Source organism: Bacteroides sp. (assembly GCA_036351255.1).
Taxonomy (GTDB): domain Bacteria; phylum Bacteroidota; class Bacteroidia; order Bacteroidales; family UBA7960; genus UBA7960.
This window is the reverse complement of sequence record JAZBOS010000021.1, coordinates 17674-43898: the sequence shown is the minus strand read 5'-3', so window position 1 is coordinate 43898 and position 26225 is coordinate 17674. Positions and strand designations below refer to the sequence as shown.

General features: G+C 46.9%; 21 protein-coding genes. 9 read left to right on the top strand and 12 right to left on the bottom strand.

Annotated features, from left to right (window positions below; genetic code table 11):
* Positions 1 to 39: 39 nt before the first annotated feature.
* The 4 genes from V2I46_01860 to V2I46_01845 all read right to left on the bottom strand — a co-directional run bounded on the left by V2I46_01860 (position 40) and on the right by V2I46_01845 (position 4828).
* Positions 40 to 1284: a DUF1015 family protein gene (locus tag V2I46_01860; GenBank protein MEE4176234.1), complete on the bottom strand. Its 1245-nt coding sequence runs from the start codon at positions 1282 to 1284 to the stop codon at positions 40 to 42.
* 190 nt (positions 1285 to 1474) lie between these two features.
* Complete coding sequence (locus tag V2I46_01855) at positions 1475 to 2398, bottom strand: 3-phosphoglycerate dehydrogenase (GenBank protein ID MEE4176233.1); 924 nt, start codon at positions 2396 to 2398, stop codon at positions 1475 to 1477.
* 183 nt (positions 2399 to 2581) lie between these two features.
* On the bottom strand, positions 2582 to 3655 hold the full coding sequence (serC, locus tag V2I46_01850) for a 3-phosphoserine/phosphohydroxythreonine transaminase (protein MEE4176232.1): 1074 nt from the start codon (positions 3653 to 3655) through the stop codon (positions 2582 to 2584).
* Positions 3656 to 3880: 225 nt separating this feature from the next.
* The gene (locus V2I46_01845) at positions 3881 to 4828 is read right to left on the bottom strand and encodes a hypothetical protein (GenBank protein MEE4176231.1); all 948 of its coding nucleotides are present in this window, start codon (positions 4826 to 4828) and stop codon (positions 3881 to 3883) included.
* Positions 4829 to 4922: 94 nt separating this feature from the next.
* Here V2I46_01845 and V2I46_01840 point away from each other — a divergent pair, with 94 nt between their 5' ends.
* Entirely contained in the window at positions 4923 to 6005 is a 1083-nt protein-coding gene (locus V2I46_01840) for a hypothetical protein (protein ID MEE4176230.1), read from the top strand.
* A gap of 4 nt (positions 6006 to 6009) precedes the next feature.
* Here V2I46_01840 and V2I46_01835 read toward each other — a convergent pair whose 3' ends face one another.
* Positions 6010 to 8424, bottom strand: a complete 2415-nt coding sequence (locus V2I46_01835) for a TonB-dependent receptor plug domain-containing protein (GenBank protein ID MEE4176229.1) — start codon at positions 8422 to 8424, stop codon at positions 6010 to 6012.
* Positions 8425 to 8656: 232 nt separating this feature from the next.
* The gene (locus V2I46_01830; protein MEE4176228.1) at positions 8657 to 11044 is read right to left on the bottom strand and encodes a TonB-dependent receptor plug domain-containing protein; all 2388 of its coding nucleotides are present in this window, start codon (positions 11042 to 11044) and stop codon (positions 8657 to 8659) included.
* A gap of 244 nt (positions 11045 to 11288) precedes the next feature.
* Between V2I46_01830 and V2I46_01825 the strand changes: the two genes are divergently transcribed.
* The 3 genes from V2I46_01825 to V2I46_01815 are packed head-to-tail and all read left to right on the top strand — an operon-like array spanning position 11289 to position 15251.
* Positions 11289 to 11990, top strand: a complete 702-nt coding sequence (locus V2I46_01825; protein MEE4176227.1) for a protein-L-isoaspartate(D-aspartate) O-methyltransferase — start codon at positions 11289 to 11291, stop codon at positions 11988 to 11990.
* On the top strand, positions 11991 to 14417 hold the full coding sequence (locus V2I46_01820) for a hypothetical protein (protein ID MEE4176226.1): 2427 nt from the start codon (positions 11991 to 11993) through the stop codon (positions 14415 to 14417).
* A gap of 18 nt (positions 14418 to 14435) precedes the next feature.
* Complete coding sequence (locus V2I46_01815; protein ID MEE4176225.1) at positions 14436 to 15251, top strand: RNA methyltransferase; 816 nt, start codon at positions 14436 to 14438, stop codon at positions 15249 to 15251.
* A gap of 81 nt (positions 15252 to 15332) precedes the next feature.
* Here V2I46_01815 and V2I46_01810 read toward each other — a convergent pair whose 3' ends face one another.
* Positions 15333 to 16502, bottom strand: a complete 1170-nt coding sequence (locus V2I46_01810; GenBank protein MEE4176224.1) for a proline dehydrogenase family protein — start codon at positions 16500 to 16502, stop codon at positions 15333 to 15335.
* Between the two features lie 133 nt (positions 16503 to 16635).
* Between V2I46_01810 and aroB the strand changes: the two genes are divergently transcribed.
* Both aroB and V2I46_01800 read left to right on the top strand, forming a co-directional pair.
* A complete protein-coding gene (gene aroB / locus V2I46_01805) occupies positions 16636 to 17718 on the top strand; it encodes a 3-dehydroquinate synthase (GenBank protein ID MEE4176223.1) in 1083 nt (360 codons plus the stop codon).
* 9 nt (positions 17719 to 17727) lie between these two features.
* Complete coding sequence (locus V2I46_01800; protein ID MEE4176222.1) at positions 17728 to 18990, top strand: 3-phosphoshikimate 1-carboxyvinyltransferase; 1263 nt, start codon at positions 17728 to 17730, stop codon at positions 18988 to 18990.
* 2 nt (positions 18991 to 18992) lie between these two features.
* On the opposite strand, the gene V2I46_01795 is transcribed toward V2I46_01800, so the two are convergent.
* The 4 genes from V2I46_01795 to V2I46_01780 form a co-directional block, all read right to left on the bottom strand.
* Positions 18993 to 19889 carry a universal stress protein gene (locus V2I46_01795; protein MEE4176221.1) on the bottom strand — a complete coding sequence of 299 codons (897 nt, stop codon included), beginning with the start codon at positions 19887 to 19889 and terminating at the stop codon, positions 18993 to 18995.
* 93 nt (positions 19890 to 19982) lie between these two features.
* Entirely contained in the window at positions 19983 to 20915 is a 933-nt protein-coding gene (locus tag V2I46_01790) for a universal stress protein (protein ID MEE4176220.1), read from the bottom strand.
* A 127-nt stretch (positions 20916 to 21042) separates the two neighbouring features.
* On the bottom strand, positions 21043 to 21612 hold the full coding sequence (locus V2I46_01785; protein MEE4176219.1) for a TIGR00730 family Rossman fold protein: 570 nt from the start codon (positions 21610 to 21612) through the stop codon (positions 21043 to 21045).
* An 18-nt stretch (positions 21613 to 21630) separates the two neighbouring features.
* The gene (locus V2I46_01780) at positions 21631 to 22599 is read right to left on the bottom strand and encodes a TIGR01212 family radical SAM protein (GenBank protein ID MEE4176218.1); all 969 of its coding nucleotides are present in this window, start codon (positions 22597 to 22599) and stop codon (positions 21631 to 21633) included.
* A gap of 169 nt (positions 22600 to 22768) precedes the next feature.
* Here V2I46_01780 and V2I46_01775 point away from each other — a divergent pair, with 169 nt between their 5' ends.
* Genes V2I46_01775 through V2I46_01765 form a run of 3 tightly spaced genes read left to right on the top strand, consistent with a single transcriptional unit; the run spans position 22769 to position 25726 of the window.
* Positions 22769 to 24193: a sodium:solute symporter family protein gene (locus tag V2I46_01775; protein MEE4176217.1), complete on the top strand. Its 1425-nt coding sequence runs from the start codon at positions 22769 to 22771 to the stop codon at positions 24191 to 24193.
* A gap of 9 nt (positions 24194 to 24202) precedes the next feature.
* Complete coding sequence (locus tag V2I46_01770) at positions 24203 to 24640, top strand: GNAT family N-acetyltransferase (protein ID MEE4176216.1); 438 nt, start codon at positions 24203 to 24205, stop codon at positions 24638 to 24640.
* Between the two features lie 12 nt (positions 24641 to 24652).
* Positions 24653 to 25726, top strand: a complete 1074-nt coding sequence (locus tag V2I46_01765; GenBank protein ID MEE4176215.1) for an alanine racemase — start codon at positions 24653 to 24655, stop codon at positions 25724 to 25726.
* Here the strand turns inward: V2I46_01765 and V2I46_01760 are convergent, their stop codons facing one another.
* Positions 25727 to 26197, bottom strand: a complete 471-nt coding sequence (locus V2I46_01760) for a DUF4293 domain-containing protein (GenBank protein MEE4176214.1) — start codon at positions 26195 to 26197, stop codon at positions 25727 to 25729.
* Positions 26198 to 26225 lie beyond the last annotated feature (28 nt).

The following is a 26225-nucleotide window of genomic DNA, read 5'->3' as shown; positions in this document are numbered from 1 at the left end:
TAACGACCGGCCCCATAAAGGGAAAGATAATAAAAAAACTTAATCAAGGGTATGTACCACCAGACCGCTGCGTAGCTTGGGTTCGAACCAGGTGGTTTTCGGAGGCATGATGTTGCCGGTATCGGCAATGTCGAGCAATTGCTTCATGCTAACTGGGTAGAGTGCGAAGGCCACGGCCATTTCGCCGCTGTCGACGCGCCGTTTAAGTTCGCCGAGGCCGCGGATGCCGCCTACAAAATCAATACGTTTGTCGGTACGCAGGTTTTTAATGCCCAGAATCTCATCAAGCACGAGATTGGACAGGATGGTAACATCGAGTACGCCGATTGGATCGTTGTCGTTGAAGGTGCCGGGCTTGGCCTCGAGGGCATACCAATCCCCATCGAGATACATGCTGAATTCGTGCAGTTTTTCGGGTTTGTATTCGCTGGCGCCCTTGTTCGCGATCACAAAATACTTTTCGAGTTTGGCGAGGAACTCCTCTTTGGTTTGCCCGTTCAGGTCTTTCACAACGCGGTTGTAATCGATGATGGTGAGCTGGTTGTCGGGGAACACCACGGCCATAAAGAAATTGTATTCTTCCTGCCCGGTATGGTTGGCATTGTTTTTCTTGTGTTCAGCGCCCACCAAGGCGGCCGCGGCTGTACGGTGGTGACCGTCGGCCACATAAAATGCAGGCACCTCAGAAAAGAGTTCCGAGAGGGTCTGTACAGTTTCCTGATCATCAATTACCCAGAATTTATGGCCAAAGCCATCATCGGCCACAAAATCATACTCAGGAGCGTTTTTGGTGATCTCTGCCACGATGGCATCGATCTGCTGCACGGCAGGATAGGTAAAAAATACGGGCTCGGCATTGGCATTAACCACGCGCACGTGCTTCATACGATCTTCCTCCTTGTCGGGACGGGTCAGTTCGTGCTTCTTGATGTTACCGTTCAGGTAATCCTCAACGCCGGCACAGCCTACAATGCCATACTGGACCTTTTCGCCCCAGGTCTGGGCATATACATAGAAGTTACGGCTAACATCCTGCTTCAAATAGCCCTTCTCGATAAACTTCCTGAAGTTTTCAAGGGCTTTGTCATACACCTGCTGTGAATGCAGGTCGATGTCTTCGGGGAGTTCAATTTCGGGTTTCACCACACGCAGAAAGCTGTATGGATTGTTGCCTGCTTCGGCGCGTGCTTCTTCAGAGTTAAGCACATCATAAGGGCGGGACGCCAGGCCCTTAACGATCTCCTTTGGAGGGCGGTAGCCCCGGAAAGGTTTAAAAATTGCCATTAATCATTTACATTTAAGGGTTTAACAATCTTGACGCTGTTCCTGCTGATACCGCCCATAAACAATCAACTGGCGGGTTTTTCAGGCCCCTTTGCAAAGCCCGGTGAAATGGTTTTCAAACTATTCCACCGGGCTAAGCGCAGGTGTTAAAATTTTTCCGAAAGGAAAAAACGAACAGCCTTTTATTTATTTACTTATTTACCTGGAAGGTCTTGTCGCCTTTTTCAAAGAATGACACGATTTGCTTGGCAGCTGCCAGACCTGCATTGATATTGGCTTCAGCAGTCTGGGCGCCCATCTTCTTAGCCGTAAACACAACCCTTTCGGGGAATTTGGCTTCAAAATCGGCCCGTGTGTCGGGGGCGATGTCCGACACATAGCGGATATCGCCGCGTTCTTCCATCAGCTTCATCAGGCCTTCCTCGTCAATCACTTCCTTGCGGGCAGTATTGACCAGCATGCCATTTTTGGGCATTTGTTTCAGGAGGTCGTAATTGATGGATTTCCTGGTCTTGTCGTTGGCCGGAATGTGCAAGGAGACATACTGGCAGGTCTTGTACAAATCTTCGATGGTGTTCACTGCATTCACCCCATCCTTTTCGATATCTTCTTTTTTTACAAAGGGATCGAAGGCATAGATTTTCATTCCAAAACCTTTGGCGATGATTGCCACGTATTTCCCAACATTTCCATAGGCGTGGATGCCAAGGGTTTTCCCGCGGAGCTCGGTTCCCGAGGCACCATTAAAACCATTGCGAATGGCGTAAAGCATCATGCCAAAAGCCAGTTCAGCCACGGCATTGGAGTTTTGACCTGGTGTATTCATGGCCACAACGCCCTTGTCGGTACAAGCCTGAAGGTCGATGTTGTCGTAACCGGCACCTGCCCTAACGATGATCTTGATGGAAGGAGCAGCCTCAATGACCTCGCGGGTAGCCTTGTCACTGCGGATGATCATGGCATCAGCCTTAGCGGCAGCTTCTTTCAGCTGGTCAACGCTGGTATATTTCTCCAGCAGAATCAATTCATAACCCGTTTCATCCAAAACGGACTTAATACCGTTCACTGCCACGGGCGCAAAAGGCTTTTCGGTTGCAACCAGTACTTTTTTCATGTTATAAATTTTTTGGTTTATATTTCACTCAGAGGCCTTTATTCTCTCACCTTGCGTCAATCGGCGCCTTCCTTGTCATTCTGTTTGTTATGTACTTCCTGTTATTGAAGTGCAATCGTCACAGGAAAGGCAACAGCGGCGCAAAGCTTTTAAAATAAAGGTTTTAAAAGCCCTTTTCAACCATTACTTCGCGTGGATTTTTTCGAAATCCTGCATAGCCTGGACGAGGGCCTCGACGCTCTCGCGAGCCAAGGCATTATAAGTGGAAGCCCTGAAGCCCCCTACCGAGCGGTGGCCTTTCAGACCACTCATACCCCGCTGGCCGGTAAATGCCAGAAACTCGGCCTGGAGTTCTTCGTATTCGGGCTTGAATACGAAGCAGATGTTCATCACCGAACGGCTATCTTTTTCAGCCGTACCGACAAACATGGGGTTGCGTTCAATCTCGTCATACAACAGCTGGGCTTTTTCATGATTCATTTTCTGCATCACCTTAACGCCACCCAGTTTCTTGAGCCAACGAAGGGTTTCCAGGCAGGTGTATATGGGCAAGCAGGGCGGAGTATTGAACATACTGCCGTTGTCAATGTGGGTTTTGTAGTTAAGCATGGTGGGGGTCACACGCTCGACCTGGCCCAGGATGTCTTCACGAATGATGACGAAGGTAACCCCAGCAGGTCCGAGGTTTTTCTGGGCACCCCCATAAATCAGGGCATACTTTGATACATCAATCGGACGACTGAAGATGTCGGACGACATATCGGCCACCAGTGGCACCGGGCTGTCAAAATCTTCGGTGATCTCAGTTCCATAAATCGTGTTGTTGGTGGTGATGTGAAAATAATCGGCGTCAGCCGGGATCTTCCATCCCTTGGGAATATAAGTGAAGTTTTTATCAGCGGAAGAAGCAACAACCTCTGCTTCGCCGAAGAGTTTGGCTTCTTTGATGGCTTTTTTGGCCCAAACGCCGGTTTCGAGATAAGCGGCTTTTTTGCTCAGCAGGTTAAAGGGCACCATGTTGAATTGCATGCTGGCGCCGCCGCCCAAAAATAGCACGTGGTAACCTTCGGGGATATTCAGCAACTCCTTGAATAAGGCTACAGCTTCGTCCATAACAGCCTGAAAATCTTTGCTCCTATGGGAAATTTCCATAATGGACAACCCGCTTCCATTAAAGTCAAGAACAGCTTTTGCAGTGTTTTCAATCACTTCCCTTGCCAATACGGAGGGTCCTGCGCTAAAATTATGCTTCTTCATTGCGATTGGGATTTAAGAGTTATTTAAAAACAGTACTATGTTGAAATTTACCATTAATTCTTATGCTGTCCTTCTTATCCAGAGCAAAAAGGAAAACGACCGATAAAGTAAAACATCAGGAAACAGGGACAAATACGTTGTCCAAACGAACACACTATCTCCTTGGCAAAGTTGGCAAAATTATACCATACAAAAAAGAAAAACCGGCTGATTTATTGGTTTTCTTTAGGGGTTTCGTGGAGGGTTGAGGGGCACGAGTGCGGGATCGATACTGACGCGAGCGTCGACATCAGGGACCAGGCTCCAGCGGCCCTTTTGAAAGCGAAAGCCATCGAGCACATTGACCTCTGGGACGTAATACTGGAAGTTGCCCTGGAAGGTCTCGTGGGTTGGCGCCAGCCGGTCAAAGACGATCATAGGCACTTTTCGCCTTTTCCCCTGGGAAAACTCGGGCTCATATTTCAGGGTCATGCTAACCCGGGCGGAATACTCGAAAATGATCCTGAAGGGTTTGCGCTCGCTGCCATCGAACACCTGGGCACCAAAGACAGGACCTTCCTCTGTTATATGGAAAGGTTCGATCACCCTTTTTCGGGAAGCAGGATTATCGCCCTTCCAGCCCAGGAGGGTGTAATAGTCCTTGCGTCGGTGGCGCTGGTGGATCAGCTCATAATACCAGGCACCATACCATTCGTCCTGCCCCAGTTGGCGCGAGGATACCTGCGTCAGTGCATTGGTTTTATCGTGAAGCGGAAACAATTTTCCGGATTGTTTCCTGGTAGCGGAGGTTTGAATAAACCCGAAATACTGATAAGTGCCGTCGACCAGAGGCACGTACCAGGTGATGATTCTAAAGTCGCCCCTGGGATCGGTAAGGAAAGACACGGTACGGACCGAATCGAAAGGATTGGCGAGGATACTATCCATCAACAGGGCTTGTTCCAAAGCTTTCTGAAACAAAGCATTTTGTTCTAACCTAGCCTTGTCATCCGTAGGTTCGATAATTTGCATGGCCATACGATGCAGTGAATCTTCAAGCGCGAGAAAAGGATTTTCAGTTGGTGCCGGAGATTTCTGTGAAAAGGCCGGAGCAGCACCAAGGCAAAAGACTGACAATGCAAGGCCGAGCCTCAGCATACTGCGGGAAATTCTTTCAGGAGAGTGAAAAAGCATCAGAGGCCGAATTTTAAAATATTAGGATAAACGCTTATCTTCGTTTGGTTGTTGCAAAGGTAACAAGCCAAAGCCAATTTTTCAACGTACGACCATGAAACTGACCCTTGAAAGACGCATACAGGCCTTCACCTTGCTTGGTAAGGAGTTAAAGGCCATTTCCGAAGCCCTTGGGCGTAATAAGGGAGCGGCATTCAACCGTCAGGCCGTTCAAAATCTTTTTCAGGCGGCCAGTGAAACCCCGAATCATAACCCCTGGTTTAGCCGGGATAATGTCATCCGATCGTTTTCTGCCCTTGCAGAGATGCTTGACCAGGGCAAACTTGAACAGTGGATCGGAACCTACCCTGCCCTGGCATCAGCAGAACCTTTGACCAGGCGCCAAGTGGCCGTGATCATGGCAGGAAACATACCCTTGGTGGGATTTCACGATTTTCTTTGCGTATTAATGGCGGGAAACCAATTCCTGGGCAAATTATCCTCGCAGGACCCAAAACTCCCCTTGGCTGTCGGTGAGTTGCTAACGGAGATCGAACCCTTATTTCTCGAACGAATTCGCTTTTCAGAAAATCCCATCAGCGGTTTCGATGCGGTGATCGCTACAGGCAGCAACAACAGCGCCCGCTACTTTGATCATTATTTTGGCAAGCACCCCCATATCATCCGCAGGAACCGAAATTCGCTGGCTGTGCTCAATGGGAACGAAAGCCCCGAGGAGTTGAAACTGCTGGGTGAAGATGTGTTCTCATTTTTTGGGTTGGGTTGCCGAAATGTTTCCAAGCTGATGGTCACTGAAGGCTTTGACATCAGCCAGCTGGAAGAAGCCTGGTCGGATTGGAGAGTCATTTCCGATCATCACAAATATTTTAACAACTATGAATATTTCAAGGCCATCCACCTGGTAAACCGAACCCCGTTTCTTGATATGGGGTTTTGCCTGCTCAGACAAGATGCGGCCCTGGCCTCTCCTGTTTCCGTGGTCCATTATGAACACTATCCTTCAGAGGAATTACTAGAACAACACCTTGAAAGGGAGAGGGAAAATATCCAATGCATTGTTGGCAGGCCAAACACAAAAGGCACAGTTCGGGTGCCTTTTGGAAACAGCCAAAACCCTGGGCTTGGGGATTATGCCGACGGTATTGACACCATGGAGTTTCTTCTGAATCTTTCCTGAGCGGTCAGAATTGCAGAAAATTGATTTGCCCAAGACGATCCACCCCCTCAAGCCTAAAATGCAATTTATCAGGATCCTCAGAATAAGGTATCCTTACCCTGACACGTCCGTAAGAATCAGGGACCAGGTTGGGCACCCATAAAATCGTACGGGGGACTTCCTGATCGAAGTATTTGCTGGTAGAAATCCTGGAAATAAAGAAATCGCGGGTAACGTGATATCCCCTAAGTTGGTATTCATAGGAGAATTGGTGCTGATGTTCAGCCCTGCGGGTGTAGATTAAAAGGGCGCCATTGGCTCCCCGGCTGCCGAGTATAGCCGTGCTGGGTCCACGAAGCACTTCGATTCTTTCAATTTCAGAAACAGAAATGGAAAGGAAGCTATTGGCGTTGACCTGGACCTCATCAACAAAGAATATAGGTTCATTACTCAGCCTGATGCTGGAAGGGCCCCTCAGGGTGATTTCCCCATTGATAACCCTCAGGCCTGTCACCCGGTCACGAATGATATCGAAAACATTGGTATAATTTACGTTGAGGTCTTCCATGTAAATCACCTGATCGGGCGCCCCAAACATACTGGGACTGCTCATTTCTTCACCGGTGCTTGGGCGGTTGAAAAGACGGCTGAAGAATCCAGGGCGATCACGGCGTTCCCAATCAGGGCCTCTTTCAAGGGTTTCGTAAGGCCGGGTGCCGGGCCCTTTCACATAGGATGTGGTTTCACGGGTACTCCCGAAAAGATTTACTTTGTAAATACGGCCCCTACGGTCTCGTTCCACAGAGAGAAGCGCCGAAAAGTCTCCCTCATAATTCAGACCGGTAAAGGCAAAAAATCCCTGGTTGTCCGTTTTCGTTCTGAGGGTTTTACGGTCGTCGGTGTATCCCACTGAAACTTCCACGTTGAGTTCACCTGTTTCTCTGGCGGAGGAAACTGGTTTAACCTGTCCAGCCAGGGTAAGGCCATGCAATTCTTTAAAAAGTATCTCGGGTTTTTTACCATCCAGGAGGTCTTTCCAAACAAACCTTCTCCAGCCGTGTGTCAGCATCAGCAAATCAAGATCCTGCCTCCTTTCGGGGGTATCTTCTGCAAAATAATACCAGGGATCGGAAAGGGTGGAACCAAAGTCACTTGAAAGCAACAGATAGGTAGCAATATTCTGCCCATTTTCAGGAAGGGATCCAAACTTTTCAACTACCGATAACGAATAGCTGGCCTCGGATGGGGAAAGGTCGCTTGCAGTGTCAAACAGCAAATCTACAACGACAAGACTGTCACCCGAACTGAGCTCGTAATCGACTTCAGGAGTATCTTCCGAATCCAGGGATCTCCTGACGAATACAAGCCTTTCGGCCACGGGGGTATCGTTGGGGTCAAAGAGGGTAAAGTGAGCAATGCCTTCAGGAAAACGTTCTGCGGGAACTACCGTCTGGAAGCTTCCGTTTTTGGGATCCGCCTTTCCCATATAGCAAACTTGCCCACGGGTATGTCCAAGTAGCAGAAGCTCGGAGGACATATTCAGACTATTTGGATCAAAATTTGCATTCACCTGAATCTGAATATTCCCAGGGTCAGAATCGACACGCAACAAGTAGCCCTGGGTTAATGCTGCTGGTAAGGGTGAGAAAAGCGTTTGCCCATTACCAAACTCAACCTGGGCCGTATATGATAGAGCTGCATTGGGGGTAAAAGTGAAAGCCCCCATGCCATCGTGGTCTGTGACAAACTCAAGCACCTTCCTGCCCTGATCGTCAAGCAGGGTACCTTTGGCCTCCTGCCCTGCCCCCAGGGCATCTGCGGCTTTAAAAGCCAGGCGGTTTTCAAGTCCGGCCACCAGGTTGCCTCCTTCGGGGAAAAAGGCAAACTGCATGTGTTCCTTTTTTTCTTCAAGGTCAGCGTTGAAACGGGTGTTCTGACGGATCTCAGCCCTGGTGATATAATTGGGTTCATCAGGATTATGAACATAAATCTCCCTGAGAAAAATAAAATCCTTATCAAAATTATTCATCCAATTGGTGTATGCTTTCAACTGGTAACTCCCACCCTTCAGGGAATCGGGCAATTGGATATAACCACTTGAAAAGCCATTATTCAAGCGGAGTATCATAAAATCAACGACCTCATTGCGGGCACTGATCAACTCAACGAAAAGATTGGTGGTTGAAGTATCGGGCACATGGGTTTTGGCCGAAACAACATAGGCCTTCAACCAAACGACCTCCCCGGCCAGGTAGTTCGTTTTATCGGTGTCGATGTAAGCCTTCTGCTGAGGAAATGACTCATAAAAACCATTGATAACCTGATATGGGGTGTAGGCTTCATAACCAGAAGGGATTAAGGGCCCTTCAGCCATGGCCTGCTGCGGCAAAAACAATCCTGTTAAAACGGCAAGGTTGATTAAGTATATTAACGATCGCATGGTAATTCCTCCTGCATTTATGTTAATGAATTTTCCCTTCTCGCCCCCCTATCACGAAATATGCGTTTAAGTTACGAAATTTAAACCATTTTTAAAAGATTCGTTAACCTCGGCCCCTGAAAAAAAGGGCATCCAGCCTGACTATTTAAATAATTATAGTCAAAAGCCAACAATAACAACTAATCAAATGAAGAAACCAGTGATAAGAACCTTCGGGTTTTCTGGGGTGGAATTAATAATTGAGATTCACCTCAGACCAGATCAGTTTCCCACTACTATGAATGCCCTGCACGATAACCCTGGCATGTTTCCATTGTTCCCTGATTGGAAAGCCCATTCCGAAACGACCTCGTTCATCAGGCATGATTCCAGGCTCCCAAAAAAGTGTGTGCGTAATACCCCTTTCTTTTTTGTAATCAAGATGGATGCGTGAATTAAAGAACTCTCTGGGCGTGGCAAACCCAAGCAGGTTGTACTGAAACTGGGGGCCTTGGGTTGCGCCTCTTCTGGAATAGGCAATGATGACGCCATTAGCACCACGGGCTCCAAAGATGGCTGTACTGGGGCCTTTGAGGATCTCAATACGGTCTAGTTCAGTGGGCCTCAAATTCAACAATACCTCAGGGGTGACCACCACACCGTCCATCATGAAAAGAGGTTCATTGCTTGAATTAATGCTTCCTTCACCCCTAATTCTGATCTGGTTGCCAACAAAAGTGACTCCCGTTGCCTTTCCCCTGAAGACTTCAAGCACATTAGAGTAGTTCACAGAAACGTCATCCATGTATATAGTCTGGTCGGGGGTTCCATAAATGCTTTGAGTTTCCTGGGCAATTTCCCTGGCTTTGGAAGCCACGGCAAACACATTGGGATTGGAAACCCTTTCCCAGTTTTCGCCTCGCTGCAGTACCGATACGGGTCGGGTAAAGGAATTCATAGAGAAAGTACGGGTAGCCGTTTCAGTTCCATCCACCCTTAGCCTGAAGCCCCGGGGGCGACTTTCATTGGGCAGCCTGAATTCAGCTGTATAATAACCATTGTAATCCAGGCCTTCCAACTTAAAGAACCCTTTTTCGTCGGTTTGCGTTGAATAAACATCACGGCCTTCCTGCACAATGGCAATCTCAAGGAGTACCGCGGAGGGAATCTGGTCGGTATTCATAGATGTCAACTGGCCAGACAGAACCTGTCCCTGTGGTTTGGTGTATTGCGGTTGGGCAAATTCACCACTCAGAATATCCTTCCAATGAAAACGGCGCCATCCGTGTGTCATCATAATCAGGTCAAGCTTTTCAGCTGAATTGCCCTGACCCGGGAATAATGCCTGAAGGTTGGGAAGGTTGATGGATAGGTCATTTCTAAGCAATAACTCGGTAAGGATATTGGGGGCAGGCACATAAAAGGGATTTTCTGAGCCTTCCACTGCCAGGGACAGGTGAGCCCATTCCCCGCTACCTTCAACAAAATCCAGTCTAAAATCAACCTGGAGGCCATTTTCGTTACCCACCCGAACCCTGTTCAGGTCAAGATCAGGTTGCAAATGGTCGTTGTGATCCACAAAAATTAAGCGTTCGGCCACAGGGGTAGCCACTGCATCAAAAGCTGTAATCTGGGTTACTCCTGTGGGCAAGCGACTGGTTGAGAAGGTTGTGCTGAATTGTCCGTCAAGTAATTTGCCTTCTTCAATAAAATGGGCTTTCCCGCCAGATTGTGCAATGATAAAAACGTCGGCAGGCAAATTGAAGGTCGCTGGGTCAAATCCTGCCCGGACTTGAACCGAGACCTCTTCAGCATCGGCATCAACCCTTAGGGCATAAGCCTGCTGAACCACTTCGGGAAAAGAAAACATTTTTACGCCTTTGCCAGGTACCTCCAACTCTACCTTGTAAGTTTGTCCGTTTAGGGGGCTAAGCGCAAACAAACCCATTCCTAATTCATTGGTTTTGAAGGAACCCAAAATTTGTCCATCCGCATCCATCACTTTCCCCGTGGCTTGCAAGGGAGAGCCTGTCCCATCGGCAGCAAAGAAAGCTACCCGGTTTTCAACGCCGGCAACAAATTGTCCCCCTTCAGGAAACAAACCAAGTTGCACTTCCTCCTTTTTTTCTTCCAGTTCTTCATTGAAATTGCGGTTTCGCCGGATGTCTGCACGCCGGATGAAATTTTGCTCCATTGGATTATGAACAAAAATATCTTGCTCAAAAAATAATAACTCCGGGAAGTTCTGCATCCAATTGGTGTAGGATCTGAGTTTATAATTGCCTTCAGGCAAGGAATCGGGGAGGGAGATTTGCCCATACCCCAAACCGTCCTGCATCCTCACCAGGTGCAAGGCAACAGCCTGACCGTTCACATTAAACAGTTCAACATTCAGGCTGGTGCTCGAAGAATCAGGGATGTGAGAACCAGCCTGGACCAAATAGGCTTTGAACCAGATGTTCTCACCCGCAACATATTCCTTGCGATCAAGATGCAGGAAGACCTTTTGCTGTGGATATTCCAGGGTATATCTCTGGAGATTTTCAAGCACACTTCTTGTGCGGGTGCTTACCTGGGAAAAGCCCTGAAAAAAAATGAACAACAGGCTGAATAAAATCAAAAAACGACGGGAGATCATCATGGTAAATTTGTTTTTCTGGTTTTCTTAAAATATAACAAGGATTAGGTATGTTTGGTTGAATGCTTTGCAAAGGCACATCAAACATCCGATTATTTTGGCAATTTTCAAAAAGTTTTTGACTGATAAAATGCCCTGGTAAAAATCTTGCCTGGTAAGGGCTATGATAAGCAACTACTCCCGTCCTTGGATTTTGGTTTTTAAATGAATAAATTTGTGTTATCTGCACAAAAACAGGGGCTAAGCTATGTACAGGAGAAAAATCTTTTTGTTTGTCTTTTTGACCATGCTGGTGTCGGTTTCTTTCCAGAGAAGCCAGGATCCTTATGCAATAGCCCGCATGCAAATGGTTGAAGCACAGATTAAAGGCAGGGGTATCCGTCATAGGGGCACCCTTGAGGCTATGGAACGTGTTCCTCGCCACCTTTTTGTCCCTGCCGATCAGCGACCAAATGCCTATGCCGACAGGCCCCTGCCCATTGGATACGGACAAACGATTTCCCAACCCTTCATGGTGGGGTATATGACCCAGATCATTGACCCCCAACACCATTTCAAAGTACTTGAAATTGGAACAGGTTCGGGTTACCAGGCTGCGATACTGGCCGAAATGGTCGAGCAAGTGTATACCATTGAGATCATTCCTGAGTTGGGCAAGTCAGCTGGGCGGCTTTTGAATGAGTTATACAACAATGTCAGCATCAAGATTGCCGATGGATATTTCGGATGGGAAGACAACGGTCCTTTTGATGCAATCGTTGTTACGGCTGCTTCCGGAACCATCCCTCCGCCTCTCATTGAGCAGTTGAAGGATGGAGGAAAAATGGTCATCCCTGTGGGCTCACCTTATTTGACCCAGCAATTAATGCTTATCGAAAAGAAAAAACGGGGATACACCACCAGAAGCCTTATGCCGGTGCGTTTTGTACCCTTCAGAAGGAGTGAATAAATGCAAGCCGGCAACCCATTCCCAAGCAATGAAAAATGGTTGTTGATAAGCCTTGGGCTTCACTCAGCAGCCATCATTGCTTTTCAGTTGTCGCTTATGCAATTGATCTCTATCGTTCAGTGGCATCATTTTGCCTATATGGTCATTTCCATTGCCATGCTGGGTTTTGGGGCCAGCGGGACCTTATTGTCACTGACCCGCAAAAGAATCCTTCGTCATGCAAAATGGATTGTACCTTCATCGATGGCCCTAAGCGGCATCCTGATGATGCTGGTGTTTCCATTAAGTCGTGGAGAGATCCTTCGCTTTGATGTATTCCTTTTGTTTTCGGGCGGAGGAGGCTGGCTGAACCTGCTACTTACTTATCTCTGGTTTTTCCTCCCCTTCTTTTCCGGGTCGCTGGCAATTGGCATCATTTTTATTCAGAAAAGCAGCCGGATCGGAAACTTTTATTTTTCAAACCTGCTTGGTTCCTCCCTGGGCGGCATTCTGGCCCTGGTGATCATGAACTATTTCTTCCCCACCAAGGGTCCATTACTGATCGGTTTGCTGTCATTGGTTTCAGGTGCAATTCTTGCGGGGCGGATGGGGAGGTTGTTTTCAATACCCATAGCTCTCATTGGGCTTTTGCTGACAGTTTGGACACAGCCTGCTGAACCTCAAATATCAGAATATAAAGCCCTTGCCAAAACACTCCATTTGCCGGAAGCAGAGGTAAGTCTGAGCAAGCCATCCATTTACGGGCTAGTGGAAGTTGTTCATTCATCTGCCCAGCGATATGCTCCTGCGGTTAGTCTTAAATATGGAAAAGAAATCCCCGGGGGGCATTCCGTATTTGTGAACGGGAACTATTATGGACCGGTAATACCTTATGAAGTGTCCCGAACTGATCATATTCTTGACTATACCACCCAAATGCTTCCCTATCTTAACGGAAAGAAGGAGAGGGTGCTCTGTATCAATGCCGGCACAGGAGTCGTTATTTCCCATGCCCTTTCAAATGGAGCCCAACAGGTGGATGCGGTCATTGAGAATCATGCAGTGACAAAATTGATGAAGGGTGAACTCAGGGAAGAATCCGGTAATTTGTTTCATTTACCCGAAGTCGAGATCTATCGCATGCAGTCAAGGGCTTTCCTAACCAGGGAAAGCACACCAGATTATGACTTAATCGTTCTTCCTCTTTTTGAGGGATTTGGCGGAACCTCAGGGGTAAATGCCTTGCGCGAGGAATACAGCTATACTCAGGAGGCCTTTATTGAAATGCTGGAGCACTTAAAACCGGACGGGATGCTGGCCGTGTCTACCTGGCAGGATTATCCGCCCCGTACCAGCCTGAAAATCCCTGCCACCCTCGCCCAGGCAGCCATAGCAACAGGTGTAGAGAATCCCCGGGATCATTTGGCAGCCATACGGTCGTGGGGCTCCACCACTTTCGTATTGAAACAGGGTATCATCAATGCAGGTGAGCGTGAGAACATCAGGGCATTCTGCCAGGAAATGTTTTTTGACCCACTTTTGCTGCCAGACCTCAGAGAAGAAGAACGGCAGCAATACAACCTTTTGGAGGACATTCAGTATTTTGAAAATCTGGACAAAATCGTTGAGGGTGATTTTAAAGCCCTGCCAAATTACGGATTTGCCATTGAGCCTTCAACTGACGACCAACCTTATTTTTCCCAGTTTCTGAGGTTGAAAAGCCTGAAACACATTGCCGGGGTGTTTGGATGGGTGCAGATACCCTTTCTTGAACTGGGATACCTGACCCTCCTGGTAACATTGCTGCAGAGCATTATCCTTTCGGTGATTCTGATCGTTCTGCCTTTGCTTGCCCTGAAAAAAGCTACCTCAGGAAAAACCGCGACCCTGGTATATTTTGGTGCCCTGGGGATCGGGTATATGTTCGCTGAGATTATCCTGATTCAGCGATTTGTACTTTATCTTGGAGAGCCAGTATTTGCGGTAACCGCCGTAATCAGCACCATGATGCTTTTCAGCGGTCTGGGAAGCCTGCTGTCACAGAAAAGGCAAGCCAGCATTAGCCTCATCCGAAGGCTGGCCTTATTGATATCAGCCTTGTTGCTTATGGTTGGCTTTGGGCTTACGCCATTAATACGTTCAACCCTGTCTCTGGCAATGCCCTGGAAAGCATTAATCAGCGTGATGGCCATTGGAACCCCTTCCTTTTTCATGGGAATGCTTTTCCCATTGGGCATCCGGCTTCTGAGCAAGAAAGGAGAAAGCCAGATTGCCTGGGCCTGGGGCATCAATGCTTGTCTCTCCGTTATCAGCACTTCGCTGGCAACCCTCATTGCTGTTGAAAAAGGATTCCAGATAGTCCTCATGGCTGCCGGCCTGGCTTACTTTTTTGCAGCCTTAGCTTTTTCGCTGCAATTAAAAATATTTCCGAAAAAATCCGTTTCTTAGCGGCAAGAATTTATATATATGCGAACCCATATCAGCAGTCTACAGAACCCCCTGGTAAAAAGCCTCGTTAAGCTTCAGCAGAAAGCAAACGAGCGGAAAAGCACCGGTACTTTTTTGGTGGAAGGCCGCCGCGAGGTATCACTGGCCTTACGGCATGGCATTGTTGTGGAAAAGCTGATCGTATGCCCGGAACTCTATGTGCCTGATCCTAATTATCCCATTGACATTAAAAGCCTGGATGACAACCTGATTTTTGAGGTTTCCGATTCCGTTTATCGAAAAATCGCTTATCGCGAAGGGGTTGAAGGAATTCTTATGCTGGGGAAGGGTCAACCGTTGCATTTGGAAGATTATAAACCTTCAGAAAATCCCCTGATCATAATCCTTGAAGGGGTAGAAAAGCCCGGGAACCTGGGAGCAATACTCAGGACCACAGATGCTGCAGGCGTTGAGGCCATATTTTTTTGTGATTCAAGGACTGACCTTTACAATCCCAATGCCATCCGGGCTAGCCTGGGTTGTGTGTTCAGTCAGACGATTGTTGAGTGCAGCAGCAAGCAAGCCATTGAATGGCTGAAGGAAAGGGGCATTCCATATTATTCTTCATCGCCAGATACTGCCCATCTCTATTTCGATGTGGATTTCTCAGAACCTGCTGCCATTGCTTTTGGCGCAGAAGACAAAGGCCTGAGCAAAGACTGGCTCAAGGAGGCTGATCGCGTGATAAGAATCCCTATGGGAGGAATAATAGACTCACTGAACGTCTCCGCTTCTGTGGCCATTGTTACCTTTGAGGCGGTCAGGCAGAGAAGAATTAATCCCAGGCCCAACTAAGCGATTTTTGGGCCTATCGGATATTCAGAAAAATTCGATTCCTTCCTTCCCGAATTCACCCCGGGAAATGAGAGACTAATCCTATTGACTCTTTTTTCTCCTTTCCAGTTCGGTGCCCAATAACAGGAGCTCCCTTGAAGTCTGCCCGGCAACAGAGGTATTCTCTTCAGCCCGTCTGATGAGATAAGGCACCACGGTTTTGACAGGCCCATAAGGTATATACTTGGTCACATTGAAATCTTCAGCAGCCATATTATAACTGATTTGGTCGCTCATCCCCAACAGCTGGGAAAAGGAAATATGCGGATGGTTTTTGGGCACACCCAAACTGATCATTTTCTCTGCACCTTTTTGACAACTTATTTCATTATGGGTACCAATACACACGGCAACATCCTTTACATTTTCAATGCAATAAGCCACAGCATCATCATAACCCTTATCTGTACCTTGCTTATCGGAATATATTGGCGAGGGATAGCCTTTTTCAGCAGCACGTTCTCTTTCCTTTTCCATATATGCCCCACGCACCAGCTTCACTGCTGTAAACACACCTTTTTCCCTTGCACGCCTGTTCAGGTCTTTCAGGTAATCCAGGCGGTCGTGCCGGTACATCTGAAGCGTATTGTATATTAAGGGCTTTTCGCGGTTGAAACGGAAGATCATTTCCTCAACCAGTTCATCAATGATATTTTGGATCCAGGTTTCCTCAGCATCTACCATTACGGGGATTTTCGAATCATGGGAACGCTGGCAAATTTTAAGAACCCGTCCCCTGACCCGATCCCACTCCTTCTTTTCATCTTCGTTCAGGCTTTCTCCAGCCTGTACCTTTTCCAACAAGGCAAAACGGGCAACACCTGTAGGTTTGAATACTGCATAAGGAATGTAGGGATTTGTCAGTGCCTTGTCCATGGTGGCCAGAATCTGATCTCGGGTATAATCAAAGTCCTCATCCCGTTCCTTGCCCTCGGCGGAATAATCAAGTATGGTTTTTATCTTAGATCTTCCCAGTCGTTCAATGGTGGCATCACATGAATCAATGGTTTCACCCCCGCAAAAGTGGCTGAACACTGTCGGTTTAAGGGCCCAGCTTATCGGCAGTTTGGCTGAAAGAGCAAAACGGGTAAACCCTGCACCAATCTTAACCAGCCAGGGATTCCCAATCAAACGGAAAAGCCAGTAAGCTTTTTTCAGCTCCCAATTGCTCTTGTCGTGAAAAGCGACACGGGTATTATCAAATGCGAACATAGAAAAAAAATTTGCTGCAAAATTAAGGAATTCCTAAGCGGAAAAATAACACAATAAGAAAGTGTTTGAAAATAAATGTATAAATTGTAAAAGATTTGGCAGTTATAATATATTTGTTAAAAATTTGGCAGCCATGAGTCAAGAAGAACGCATGCTGAACCATCCAGTATTCTTCGAAAGCAAGGAAGAAAAGTATTTTGCAAAGTTTCTCGATTTCCATGTGAAGTCAGGGGAATCTGTTTTTGTGTTAACAGATCAGAACACACGTGAACATTGCCTTCCCTTGTTGCGCAAAAAACTCCCCGATGGGTTTCCCCTCAAGGTTATTGAAGTTCCTGCAGGAGAGAAGCACAAGAACCTGGAAACCTGTCAATCGGTTTGGGAGATTTTGACCGACAAGCTTGCCGACAGGAATTCGGTATTAATAAACCTGGGAGGTGGAGTTGTTTGCGATCTGGGCGGATTCGCCGCCTCTGTTTTTAAAAGGGGCATTCGATTTGTTCATGTCCCGACCAGCCTTATGGCCATGGCTGATGCCAGTATTGGTGGAAAAACGGGAATCGACCTCCACGGTATTAAAAATGTTATTGGCACTTTTGCACAGCCCCTGGCTGTATTTATCGACACGGAGTTCCTCCAAACCTTGCCCGAAAGGGACCTCAACAATGGCTTCTCAGAAATGCTTAAGCACGGGCTTATCTCAGAATATTCCTTTTTCAAGGAACTTGCTGAAGGCGGCCCGGAAAATGTCACCTCAGAGCAGATCAGGATCTCGGTGGAGATCAAGTCTGACATTGTCCAACGCGATCCCCTGGAACGGAATATCCGGAAATCCCTTAATTTCGGCCATACTTTAGGCCACGCCTTTGAGACTTATTCTCTGCTGAACGACGCAAATCCCCTCTTACACGGTGAAGCTGTCATCCTGGGGATGATGGGTGAAATCCTCCTGTCCGAAAGGATGAACCTCCTTGACGAGACTTATGTGGAAGAAATCCTTTCGGCTCTCTTTGATTTTGCTGTGTATTATGACTTTACTGAGGCTTCCATCCATTCAGTCATGGAATTTGTTCAGCACGATAAAAAGAGCCAGCGAGGCATTCCAGGTTTCAGCCTGTTGCGACGACCAGGACAGGTCATCACTGGTCAAGAATGCAGCGAAGAGGATATAATTAGTGTTCTGGTGGAGTTGAAAGAGATCCTTCAGGATCAGTAAGCCTGCATCATGGAAAATCTTTTGTTAGTCACAGCCCCGGAAGGGAACATTGTAAATGGCAAGGTATCTTTGCCGGCTTCAAAAAGCATTGCGAACCGGGTGCTGATCATCCGAGCATTATCCGTTCAAGGTTTCAATGTTCACAACTTATCGGATGCTGAAGATACCCTGATTCTGACCCGGGCCCTCGAATCCCTTGGCATCACACCTGACATCAATGCTGGCCATACAGGAACTGCCATGCGTTTCCTTACCGCTTTTCTTGCGACAAGACCAGGAACCTATTACCTGACAGGGTCCGAACGGATGAAAGAGCGCCCCATTGGCCCGCTGGTCAGCGCCCTGCAGCACCTGGGAGCAGATATTGAATACCAGGGAAAGGCTGGCTTCCCCCCACTCAAAATCAAAGGAAAGAGGCTCACTGGAGGTAAAGTCGACATAGATGCAGATACCAGCAGCCAGTTTATCACCAGCCTGTTGCTTATTGCCCCTACGTTTCAGGAAGGGCTGGAAATCACCCTGAAAGGCAAGCCGGTTTCCACTTCATATATTAAAATGACTTTAGGGTTAATGAGTTACTTTGGAATTGAAACACGCTGGGAACGTAACGTAATACAGGTCAGCCCTGGCCTCTACCAATCAAAGGACATCACTATTGAACCCGACTGGTCGGCCGCTTCCTATTTTTACGAGGCTTTGCTGCTGTCAGAAAAAGGGAAGATCTTCTTCCCGATGCTATCTAACGAAAGCCTTCAAGGCGATGAGGTCGTCTGGCAATGGTTCGATCATTTAGGAATTACAACTACTTTTTCGGCAGAAGGAGCAACAGCTGAGAAAACCAGGGGGCACCCCGAATTTGTTTCCTTTGGTTTCAATGAAAATCCCGATCTTGCACAGACCATGGCCATGGCATTTGCCGGCAGGAATATCCAAGCCGTGTTCAGGGGATTGGAAACCTTGCCGCTAAAGGAAACGGACCGCATCAAAGCCTTGCAGACAGAACTCGCCAAACTTGGATATATCCTTGCACCCCGTGAAGAAGGTATCTGGCAGCTTCGAAAGACCTCCTGGCCAGTGCTGCCAGGGGAGATTACCTTCCAAACCTATCACGACCACCGTATGGCAATGGCTTGCGCACCCCTTGCCCTTGTCAAAGGGCAGGTTGATATCCGGGATCCGGAAGTCGTGGGTAAATCCTTTCCAAAATTTTGGGAATGCCTGAGGTCAACAGGATTTAAACTGGTATACGAACCCAGACCAGCAAAAAAATAATGCTACCTTTTTTCGGTTAATCCCAAGGGGTCAATAAAAGAACGGACCGTGAGGGTCTTTTCATTTTCAGAATCCCCGTCATCAGGACTCGGAACAACGGTTAGAACAGGCACATCGGCCTTATCAATGATCCGTTCAGTGGAATTTGATGAAAAAATATCGGGGACCTGGATGTCTTTTTCAGCCACAATCAGAATAAGATCTGCATCAATCCCATCAGAAAAGTGCATTAATGCCTCTGCCCAGTCTCTATTAGGGTCTACACAAAGGTCTGTAGTGACCTCCACGCCGAGATCTGCAAAAGTGTCTTTCACCTTTTTCAATAAAGCTTCCTTTTGAAAAATTGTGGCCTTATTACGGGTCCCCAGAAATCCGAAGACCCGGATGGATGCTCCAAAATAATTGGAAAACCTGACGGCTTTCAGGATTTTCTGGGTGCTCTCCTGCATGAAATCAATGGGTAAAACAATATTTTTATAACCCACGTGATGATGAAGGTGTTTAACCACCATCACAGGCACATTGGCACTGCAAACCACCTTATAGGCATAACTCCCCATCAGGTGCTGAACCCCTTTCTTGCCATGGATACCCATGACAATAAACTCTGCCCTGATCCGGTCAGCTACCTCACTGATGGTGTTAAAAATGCTTCCCTCTTCTATCAGGTAGCTTACATTAAGCGCGGCGCGGCTTTGGATAAGCTTTATGTTCTCTTTAAGTTTTTGGGTGATTTGCTCTTCCTTGGGAGTCCCCAGCACATTTTTGCTCACAACGTGCAGCAAGACAATCTTATGATTGAATATTCGGGCAATTTCTGTTGCATGGTCTATGGAATAATTGGAAACCTCGGTAAGGTCTGTGGGAACAAGGATATGATAACGGGAAGAATCAGTCATCCAATTTGGGATTTGGTTTAAAAAAACTTATAAAAATAAAAAAAATGAGGGAAATCTTCAGGGCCCAGGGCAAAATAATCTAAAAAAAACAGTTTATTCCTTATCTTGCTTGGTATTCATTACGTTCAAAGGATCGATAAAGGAAGTGATTACCTTTGGATTAAATTCTGCCTTCGGAGTAATGCTCAGCACCGGTACGCAAGCCTGAAAAATGATCTCCTGGGCAATGGATCCAACAAAGAACTTCGGGAAATTCTTTTTTTGCTGGGTCATGATGATGACCATATCTGCCTCTATGCGTCTGGCAACCTGACAAATATCATGAGGAATATCTTGCCCTATCCCAATCAGGATTTCACTGGTGCATTTCACCCCGTGGCGTTCGATGGCATTCCTGACCTGGTTGATCTGGACATTTTTCTTAAGCTTCCTTATTTTTCCTTCTCCTGACATGACCGAAAGGAGGTGAATCGTTGCGCCAAAAAAGGTACCAAATTCCAATGCTTTCTGAACCTGTTTCTTCGTTTGCCCTGTGAGGTCGATGGGGACAAGGATGTTACGGAATGCCGTATAAACTTTGTCGCCCTTCAGTGTGATCACTGGGCAATTGGCTTCACGCACCACATTAAAGGTATTACTGCCCATAAAGCGACGGACGCGTTTGGTGTCACCGGCATCCCGCCCCATAATAATCAGAATGACATCCTGCTCAAGAGCGGTTTCAATGATCTTATCGTAAACTTTGCCTTTTTTTATGATATAAGAAATGGGGATACTGGTTCCTTTGCCTGAACGAGCCACCAGTTGGTCGATCTGATCAAATTGTTTTTTGGCCTGGTGCATTAAGCGGTTGAGGTATTCATCAGGAGAGATCAGCTTGCTGAATCCGGCTTCATCCTCAATAACAAATAGCATAAGGATCTCGGCATCAAACACCCGGGCAATGGGATAGGACTGTTCAAGAACGACCTCGGCCTGTTCTCCGAAGTCAACAGGAACAAGAATTTTGTTTCTCGCGTGGCTCATGATACCTCCCGCTTTAGAGACTTATCCTGCACATGGGGATGATTTTACCTCCTAAATAAGTCGTTCACCTTTACAAATATAGATATTTTTTCATTATGTTATTCTTTTTAACCACATTATTTTCTTCCTACGGAGTCCATTTATCTGCAATAAATTCTGGTTTATATTCGGAGATATATTGAAGAGATTTTGCCGGATTATCAGCAACATATATTAGATTTCTAAATCGATCGGAGGCAAAGCGCTCCTTGAACAGGCGCTCGAAAAAGACAATCAGTTCATCAAAATAACCCAGGGTATTGATGATCACCAAAGGTTTAAAATGAACCTGTAATTGTTTAAGGGTCACCAATTCAAAAAATTCCTCCAGGGTGCCAAATCCACCAGGAAGGGCAATAAAAGCATCGGAAATCCTTTCCATGGTGGCTTTCCTTTCGCGCAAATCGCGGGTAACAATAAGTTCATCAACACCATCATAAGCAATCCCCTTATTAAAAATCAGTTGGGGAATGACCCCGGTGATAAGCCCCTTCTCCTCTTTGACTGCAAGGGCAAGTGCCCCCATTAAGCCAACATGGGTACCACCATAGACTAATTTAAACTTCTCTTTCCCGATGAGGGTCCCCAGCAGGCGGGCTTCCTCATAAAACCTTTCATCCAGAAAATTACTTGAAGAGCAAAAAACGCAGATTCTCATAAGACTTCTATTTTACTATTATGTATGGCCTATTTCAACTGCCTGTTTTCCCCATAACTTCCCCTGCCAGGTATCCTTCTCTTCCAGCTTTGCCTCAATCATGGATATGATGTGGTCACTCCTGACCTTACCCCATCCGGGGCTTACCTGGAAAGGTGGGGGTACTTCGCCCGAAAGCCGCTCGAGGCTGATATCCGGCCTGAGGCGTTCAATAAACGACACGATGAATTCCACATACGATTCAAGAGAAAAAAGCTGAAAATGTTCCGGATACCCTTTATATTCATCCGCCATGGGGGTATCTCTGACGATCTGAAGCTGGTGAAACTTCAATGAATTCAGGGGCAGTGCTGAAAGGGTTTTAGCCTGCGACAGCATCTGTTCGCGCGTCTCTCCGGGAAGGCCAAATATCAGGTGCGCACCGGTATGCAAACCTTTGGAGGCAGTCATTTCAATAGCCCTTACTGAATCTTCGAAGGTATGCCCACGGTTGACCCGTTCCAATGTGGCATTATGACAGGACTCTATGCCATATTCAATAGAGATAAACCTATCGCGCGACAAGGCTGCAAAATAATCCAGTTTCTCTTCGTCAATGCAATCGGGGCGGGTACCAATAGCCAAACCCCTGATCTCTGGATGAGACAAGGCTTCCCCATATAGTGCTTTCAGATTGTCTAGCGAGGCGTGAGTATTGGTGTAGGCTTGGAAATAGGCAAGAAAAATCTCCGGGTTTTTGTAGCGTTTTTTAAGGAAAGCAAGCCCCCGATCGATCTGGGCAGTCACCGACAATCCTGTCTGGCAGTAGGACGGGCTGAAGGCTTCATTGTTGCAGAAGGCGCAACCTCCCAAACCAATGGTCCCATCCCTGTTGGGGCAACTGAAACCCGCATGAATGGAAACCCGCTGCAAACGGCTTCCATACATCTGCCGGCATTGATCGGCCCAGGAATTGAAACGCCTCCGGTTACCCCACGGAAAATCCATTGTCCTTTTTCAGGCAAAATTAAAGGAAAAAAAATCCTTTTTTTAAATAAATTATTTTTGATTATACATTTTCCTTAATTATTGTATTTCAATTATTTAGGATATTAATTTTGTTTTTTACATATATTTTTAGTACATTTGCATCCTTAATCACCTGTAAAAAAACTCAATGCATTTTATTGACATCCTGGTGTTTTCTGCATATATGCTGGTAGTCATTGGGATTGGTGTCCGGTTTCTTCTACTGAACCAGGGAGTGGAGGACTATTATGTTGGTGGCCGTAAGATCGGCAGTTGGCATATAGGTTTATCGGTGGTTGCCACCGATGTGGGCGGAGGATTCTCCATTGGATTGGGAGGCCTGGGATTTATCATGGGCCTGGCAGGCTCGTGGATGCTTTTTACCGGCTTGATAGGTGCCTGGCTGAGTGCAGTATTACTTATTCCAAGGGTCAAAAAACTTGAACAGACCCGCAAGTTCTACACCTTCCCCCAGTTCCTTGGCAGTTTTTACAACAAGCGTGTGGCGCTGGTGGCAGGAGTTATTTCTGCCATTGGATACCTTGGTTTTACCAGTTCACAGATCCTGGCAGGAGCAAAACTGGCTTCTGCCACCTTTATTCAGCTTAATATGCAAACTGCCCTGATCATCATGGGCGCTATTGTCATTCTTTATACCGCCATGGGAGGTATTAAGGCCGTGATTTACACCGACACGGTTCAATGGATTATTCTCATGGCAGGGTTAATCTTCATTGGGATTCCCATTGGTTACATCAGCGTTGGAGGGATGGAGGGAATACGGGCCGCGCTTCCGCCGCAATTCTTCAGCCTGGGAAACATTAGCTGGCAGCAATTGCTCAACTGGGGCGTGACCATCATTCCAATCTGGTTTGTGGGCATGACACTTTATCAGCGCATTTATGCTTCCCGCAACAGGCGTGAAGCTCAGAAAGCCTGGTTTGTGGCAGGGCTTTTCGAATGGCCGACTATGGCATTTATGGGCGTGCTATTGGGATTATTTGCCAGGGTGGCCATTTTACAGGGAATGTTCGAATATCTGGGCTATTCGGCCATCAGTGAAATCGATGCTGAAATGGGTTTGCCCCTGCTCCTGAGAACAGTTCTCCCTGTGGGATTGATGGGGCTAATGATGGCAGCTTATTTTTCGGCCATTATGTCAACTGCTGATAGTTGCCTGATGGCATCCTCGGGAAACTTCCAGACCGACATTCTTTCGCGCTGGACACGACATATTACAGGCAAAAAAAGTTTCCTGATCCTGTCACAGATCCTTACCCTTGTTTTGGGGGTTCTGGCCCTGTTGCTTGCATCGGTGATGCCCAACGTGCTTGAGTTAATGCTTTACAGCTATGCATTTATGGTCTCCGGACTTTTTGTACCAGTCATTGGGGCGCTGTTTATGAAAAATCCCTCCAGCAGGGCCGCTTTCTGGGCCATGCTTTTAGGCGGCGGGACTACCATTACCCTCATAGCCGGTAACTGGGATCTGCCACTTGGGCTGGATGCCAACATTTTTGGAATCAGTATTTCACTGGTCACTTTTTTAATTCTTAACTTGCATAAAAAATAAAACGGTATTATGGACTATTCAATTTACACTCCAAAAGATCAGATCACTTACGAACAGAAAAAAGAAGTCGCTGATTTCCTTTTCGAACATCTCGACGAATTTGGCGATGAGCACGATGCCATCATGCGTTGCATTGACTTTGCCATGGATGAAAAAACCAAGTTTGGCGGTTTTATCGTCCTTTCCAGGGACAAGGGCCAAATTACTGGCGCTGTGATAATCAACAAAACCGGCATGGCAGGTTATATTCCCGAAAACATCCTTGTTTATATTGCCGTTCATAAGGATTACCGGGGTCAAGGCTTGGGTAAAACCCTCATGAAGAAGACTTTTGATCAGGCCGAAGGAAGTATCAAACTGCATGTTGAGCCCAACAACCCGGCCCGCTTCCTTTATGAGAAACTCGGATTCACCAGCAAATATCTTGAAATGCGCTTAATGCGCTAACAACAAAGAATCATGGCAGAATTAAGTTTAAGCCGAAGCAAACTCCGGCACAATTTTGAATTCCTGCAAAACCTGCTGGAAGAAAATAATATTGAATGGGGTATTGTTTCTAAACTGCTCTGCGGAAACAAAATCTTTCTCAAAGAACTGATTGATATGGGTGCCAGGGAGTTGCATGATTCCCGCATCAGCAATCTCAAGCACATCAAGCAAATCGACCCCACTGTACAGACGGTGTATATAAAACCCCCTCCCCGCCGAAGTATCCGCAGCCTGGTCAAATATGCAGACATTAGCTTCAACACTGACTTTCACACCCTGGAGCTGATATCTCAGGAAGCAGTGAAGCAAAACAAAAAGCACAAGGCCTTAATCATGGTTGAGATGGGCGACCTGCGCGAAGGGGTGCTGGGTGAAAAACTGGTCGAGTTTTATGAAAAGGTCTTCCGTCTGCCAAACCTCGAGATCATCGGGCTGGGCACCAACCTCAATTGTTTGTATGGGGTCATGCCCTCGCACGACAAACTGGTGCAGTTGAGCCTTTACAGACAAATCATTGAATTGCGGTTTAACAGGAAGATGCAGTGGATCTCAGGGGGTTCCAGCGTCACCATTCCCCTGGTCTTTAAAAAACAGATTCCAGCGGGTGTCAACCACCTCCGGGTGGGCGAAACCCTCTATTTCGGTGCCAATCTCTTTACCGGAAAAACCATCAAGGGGATGAAAGATGACGTCATTACCCTGAAGGCAGAGATCATCGAACTTCAGGAAAAGCCCAAGGTGCCTGAAGGCGTGATGCAGGAAAATCCTTCCGGTGAAACGTATGAAATAAAAAACGAAGATTACGGAAAGACCTCGTTCAGGGCCTTGCTCGATATTGGACTACTCGATATTTCGCCTGACTTTCTGATCCCGATGGACAAAAACCTTCAGATTGCCGGTGCCAGTTCTGATATTCTGGTCATTGATCTGGGCACCAACCCCAAAAAATACAGAATGGGCGACTTTGTTCACTTCAAGCTGAAATATATGGGGGCTTTGGCCCTCTTTAACTCCGATTATGTAATCAAAAAAGTGGAGGACTGATCAGCGAATCCTGTCAGCCGAACGAACCAGTTCATCATCCTTCTTTATGGCGCGATTGGCCAAGAGGATCAGCACCATCGAAACCAGTGGCAGAAAAATGCCTGCACCATAACGGAAAGTCCCGCTGGTTAAACTCCCTGACAATTGATCAATAAAAAGGAAGGCTGTGACAATAAGGCCCATGTGAAGCAGGGTATTGAATTTCCCCAGCTGAATCTGATAACGGCGGCGTTTATACTGAAAAATGGTATAAAAGGTTAAAACCAGAATAACCAGCACCAGTGCCAGCAAAACAAAAGCCTGCCAATGGCCGGGAAGTTCTCCTGGAAAACCCGGGGCATAACCCAGCCCCAGAATGCCGAGAGACACGCGTACTTCCTCAGAAGAAAAACTTCCCAAGGGAAGAAAAATCAATAAGATGGCAAAAATGCCCACCAGCAATAAGTACAGGGTTTGAATGCGTTGCAGCATAGGTTTAAGGTTTTAAGGGGTTTCTGCA

Coding starts and splice junctions, on each gene's coding strand:
- V2I46_01860 (MEE4176234.1), bottom strand. CDS start 1,284: ATGGCAATTTTTAAACCTTTCCGGGGCTACCGCCCTCCAAAGGAGATC.
- V2I46_01855 (MEE4176233.1), bottom strand. CDS start 2,398: ATGAAAAAAGTACTGGTTGCAACCGAAAAGCCTTTTGCGCCCGTGGCA.
- serC (MEE4176232.1), bottom strand. CDS start 3,655: ATGAAGAAGCATAATTTTAGCGCAGGACCCTCCGTATTGGCAAGGGAA.
- V2I46_01845 (MEE4176231.1), bottom strand. CDS start 4,828: ATGCTTTTTCACTCTCCTGAAAGAATTTCCCGCAGTATGCTGAGGCTC.
- V2I46_01840 (MEE4176230.1), top strand. CDS start 4,923: ATGAAACTGACCCTTGAAAGACGCATACAGGCCTTCACCTTGCTTGGT.
- V2I46_01835 (MEE4176229.1), bottom strand. CDS start 8,424: ATGCGATCGTTAATATACTTAATCAACCTTGCCGTTTTAACAGGATTG.
- V2I46_01830 (MEE4176228.1), bottom strand. CDS start 11,044: ATGATGATCTCCCGTCGTTTTTTGATTTTATTCAGCCTGTTGTTCATT.
- V2I46_01825 (MEE4176227.1), top strand. CDS start 11,289: ATGTACAGGAGAAAAATCTTTTTGTTTGTCTTTTTGACCATGCTGGTG.
- V2I46_01820 (MEE4176226.1), top strand. CDS start 11,991: ATGCAAGCCGGCAACCCATTCCCAAGCAATGAAAAATGGTTGTTGATA.
- V2I46_01815 (MEE4176225.1), top strand. CDS start 14,436: ATGCGAACCCATATCAGCAGTCTACAGAACCCCCTGGTAAAAAGCCTC.
- V2I46_01810 (MEE4176224.1), bottom strand. CDS start 16,502: ATGTTCGCATTTGATAATACCCGTGTCGCTTTTCACGACAAGAGCAAT.
- aroB (MEE4176223.1), top strand. CDS start 16,636: ATGAGTCAAGAAGAACGCATGCTGAACCATCCAGTATTCTTCGAAAGC.
- V2I46_01800 (MEE4176222.1), top strand. CDS start 17,728: ATGGAAAATCTTTTGTTAGTCACAGCCCCGGAAGGGAACATTGTAAAT.
- V2I46_01795 (MEE4176221.1), bottom strand. CDS start 19,889: ATGACTGATTCTTCCCGTTATCATATCCTTGTTCCCACAGACCTTACC.
- V2I46_01790 (MEE4176220.1), bottom strand. CDS start 20,915: ATGAGCCACGCGAGAAACAAAATTCTTGTTCCTGTTGACTTCGGAGAA.
- V2I46_01785 (MEE4176219.1), bottom strand. CDS start 21,612: ATGAGAATCTGCGTTTTTTGCTCTTCAAGTAATTTTCTGGATGAAAGG.
- V2I46_01780 (MEE4176218.1), bottom strand. CDS start 22,599: ATGGATTTTCCGTGGGGTAACCGGAGGCGTTTCAATTCCTGGGCCGAT.
- V2I46_01775 (MEE4176217.1), top strand. CDS start 22,769: ATGCATTTTATTGACATCCTGGTGTTTTCTGCATATATGCTGGTAGTC.
- V2I46_01770 (MEE4176216.1), top strand. CDS start 24,203: ATGGACTATTCAATTTACACTCCAAAAGATCAGATCACTTACGAACAG.
- V2I46_01765 (MEE4176215.1), top strand. CDS start 24,653: ATGGCAGAATTAAGTTTAAGCCGAAGCAAACTCCGGCACAATTTTGAA.
- V2I46_01760 (MEE4176214.1), bottom strand. CDS start 26,197: ATGCTGCAACGCATTCAAACCCTGTACTTATTGCTGGTGGGCATTTTT.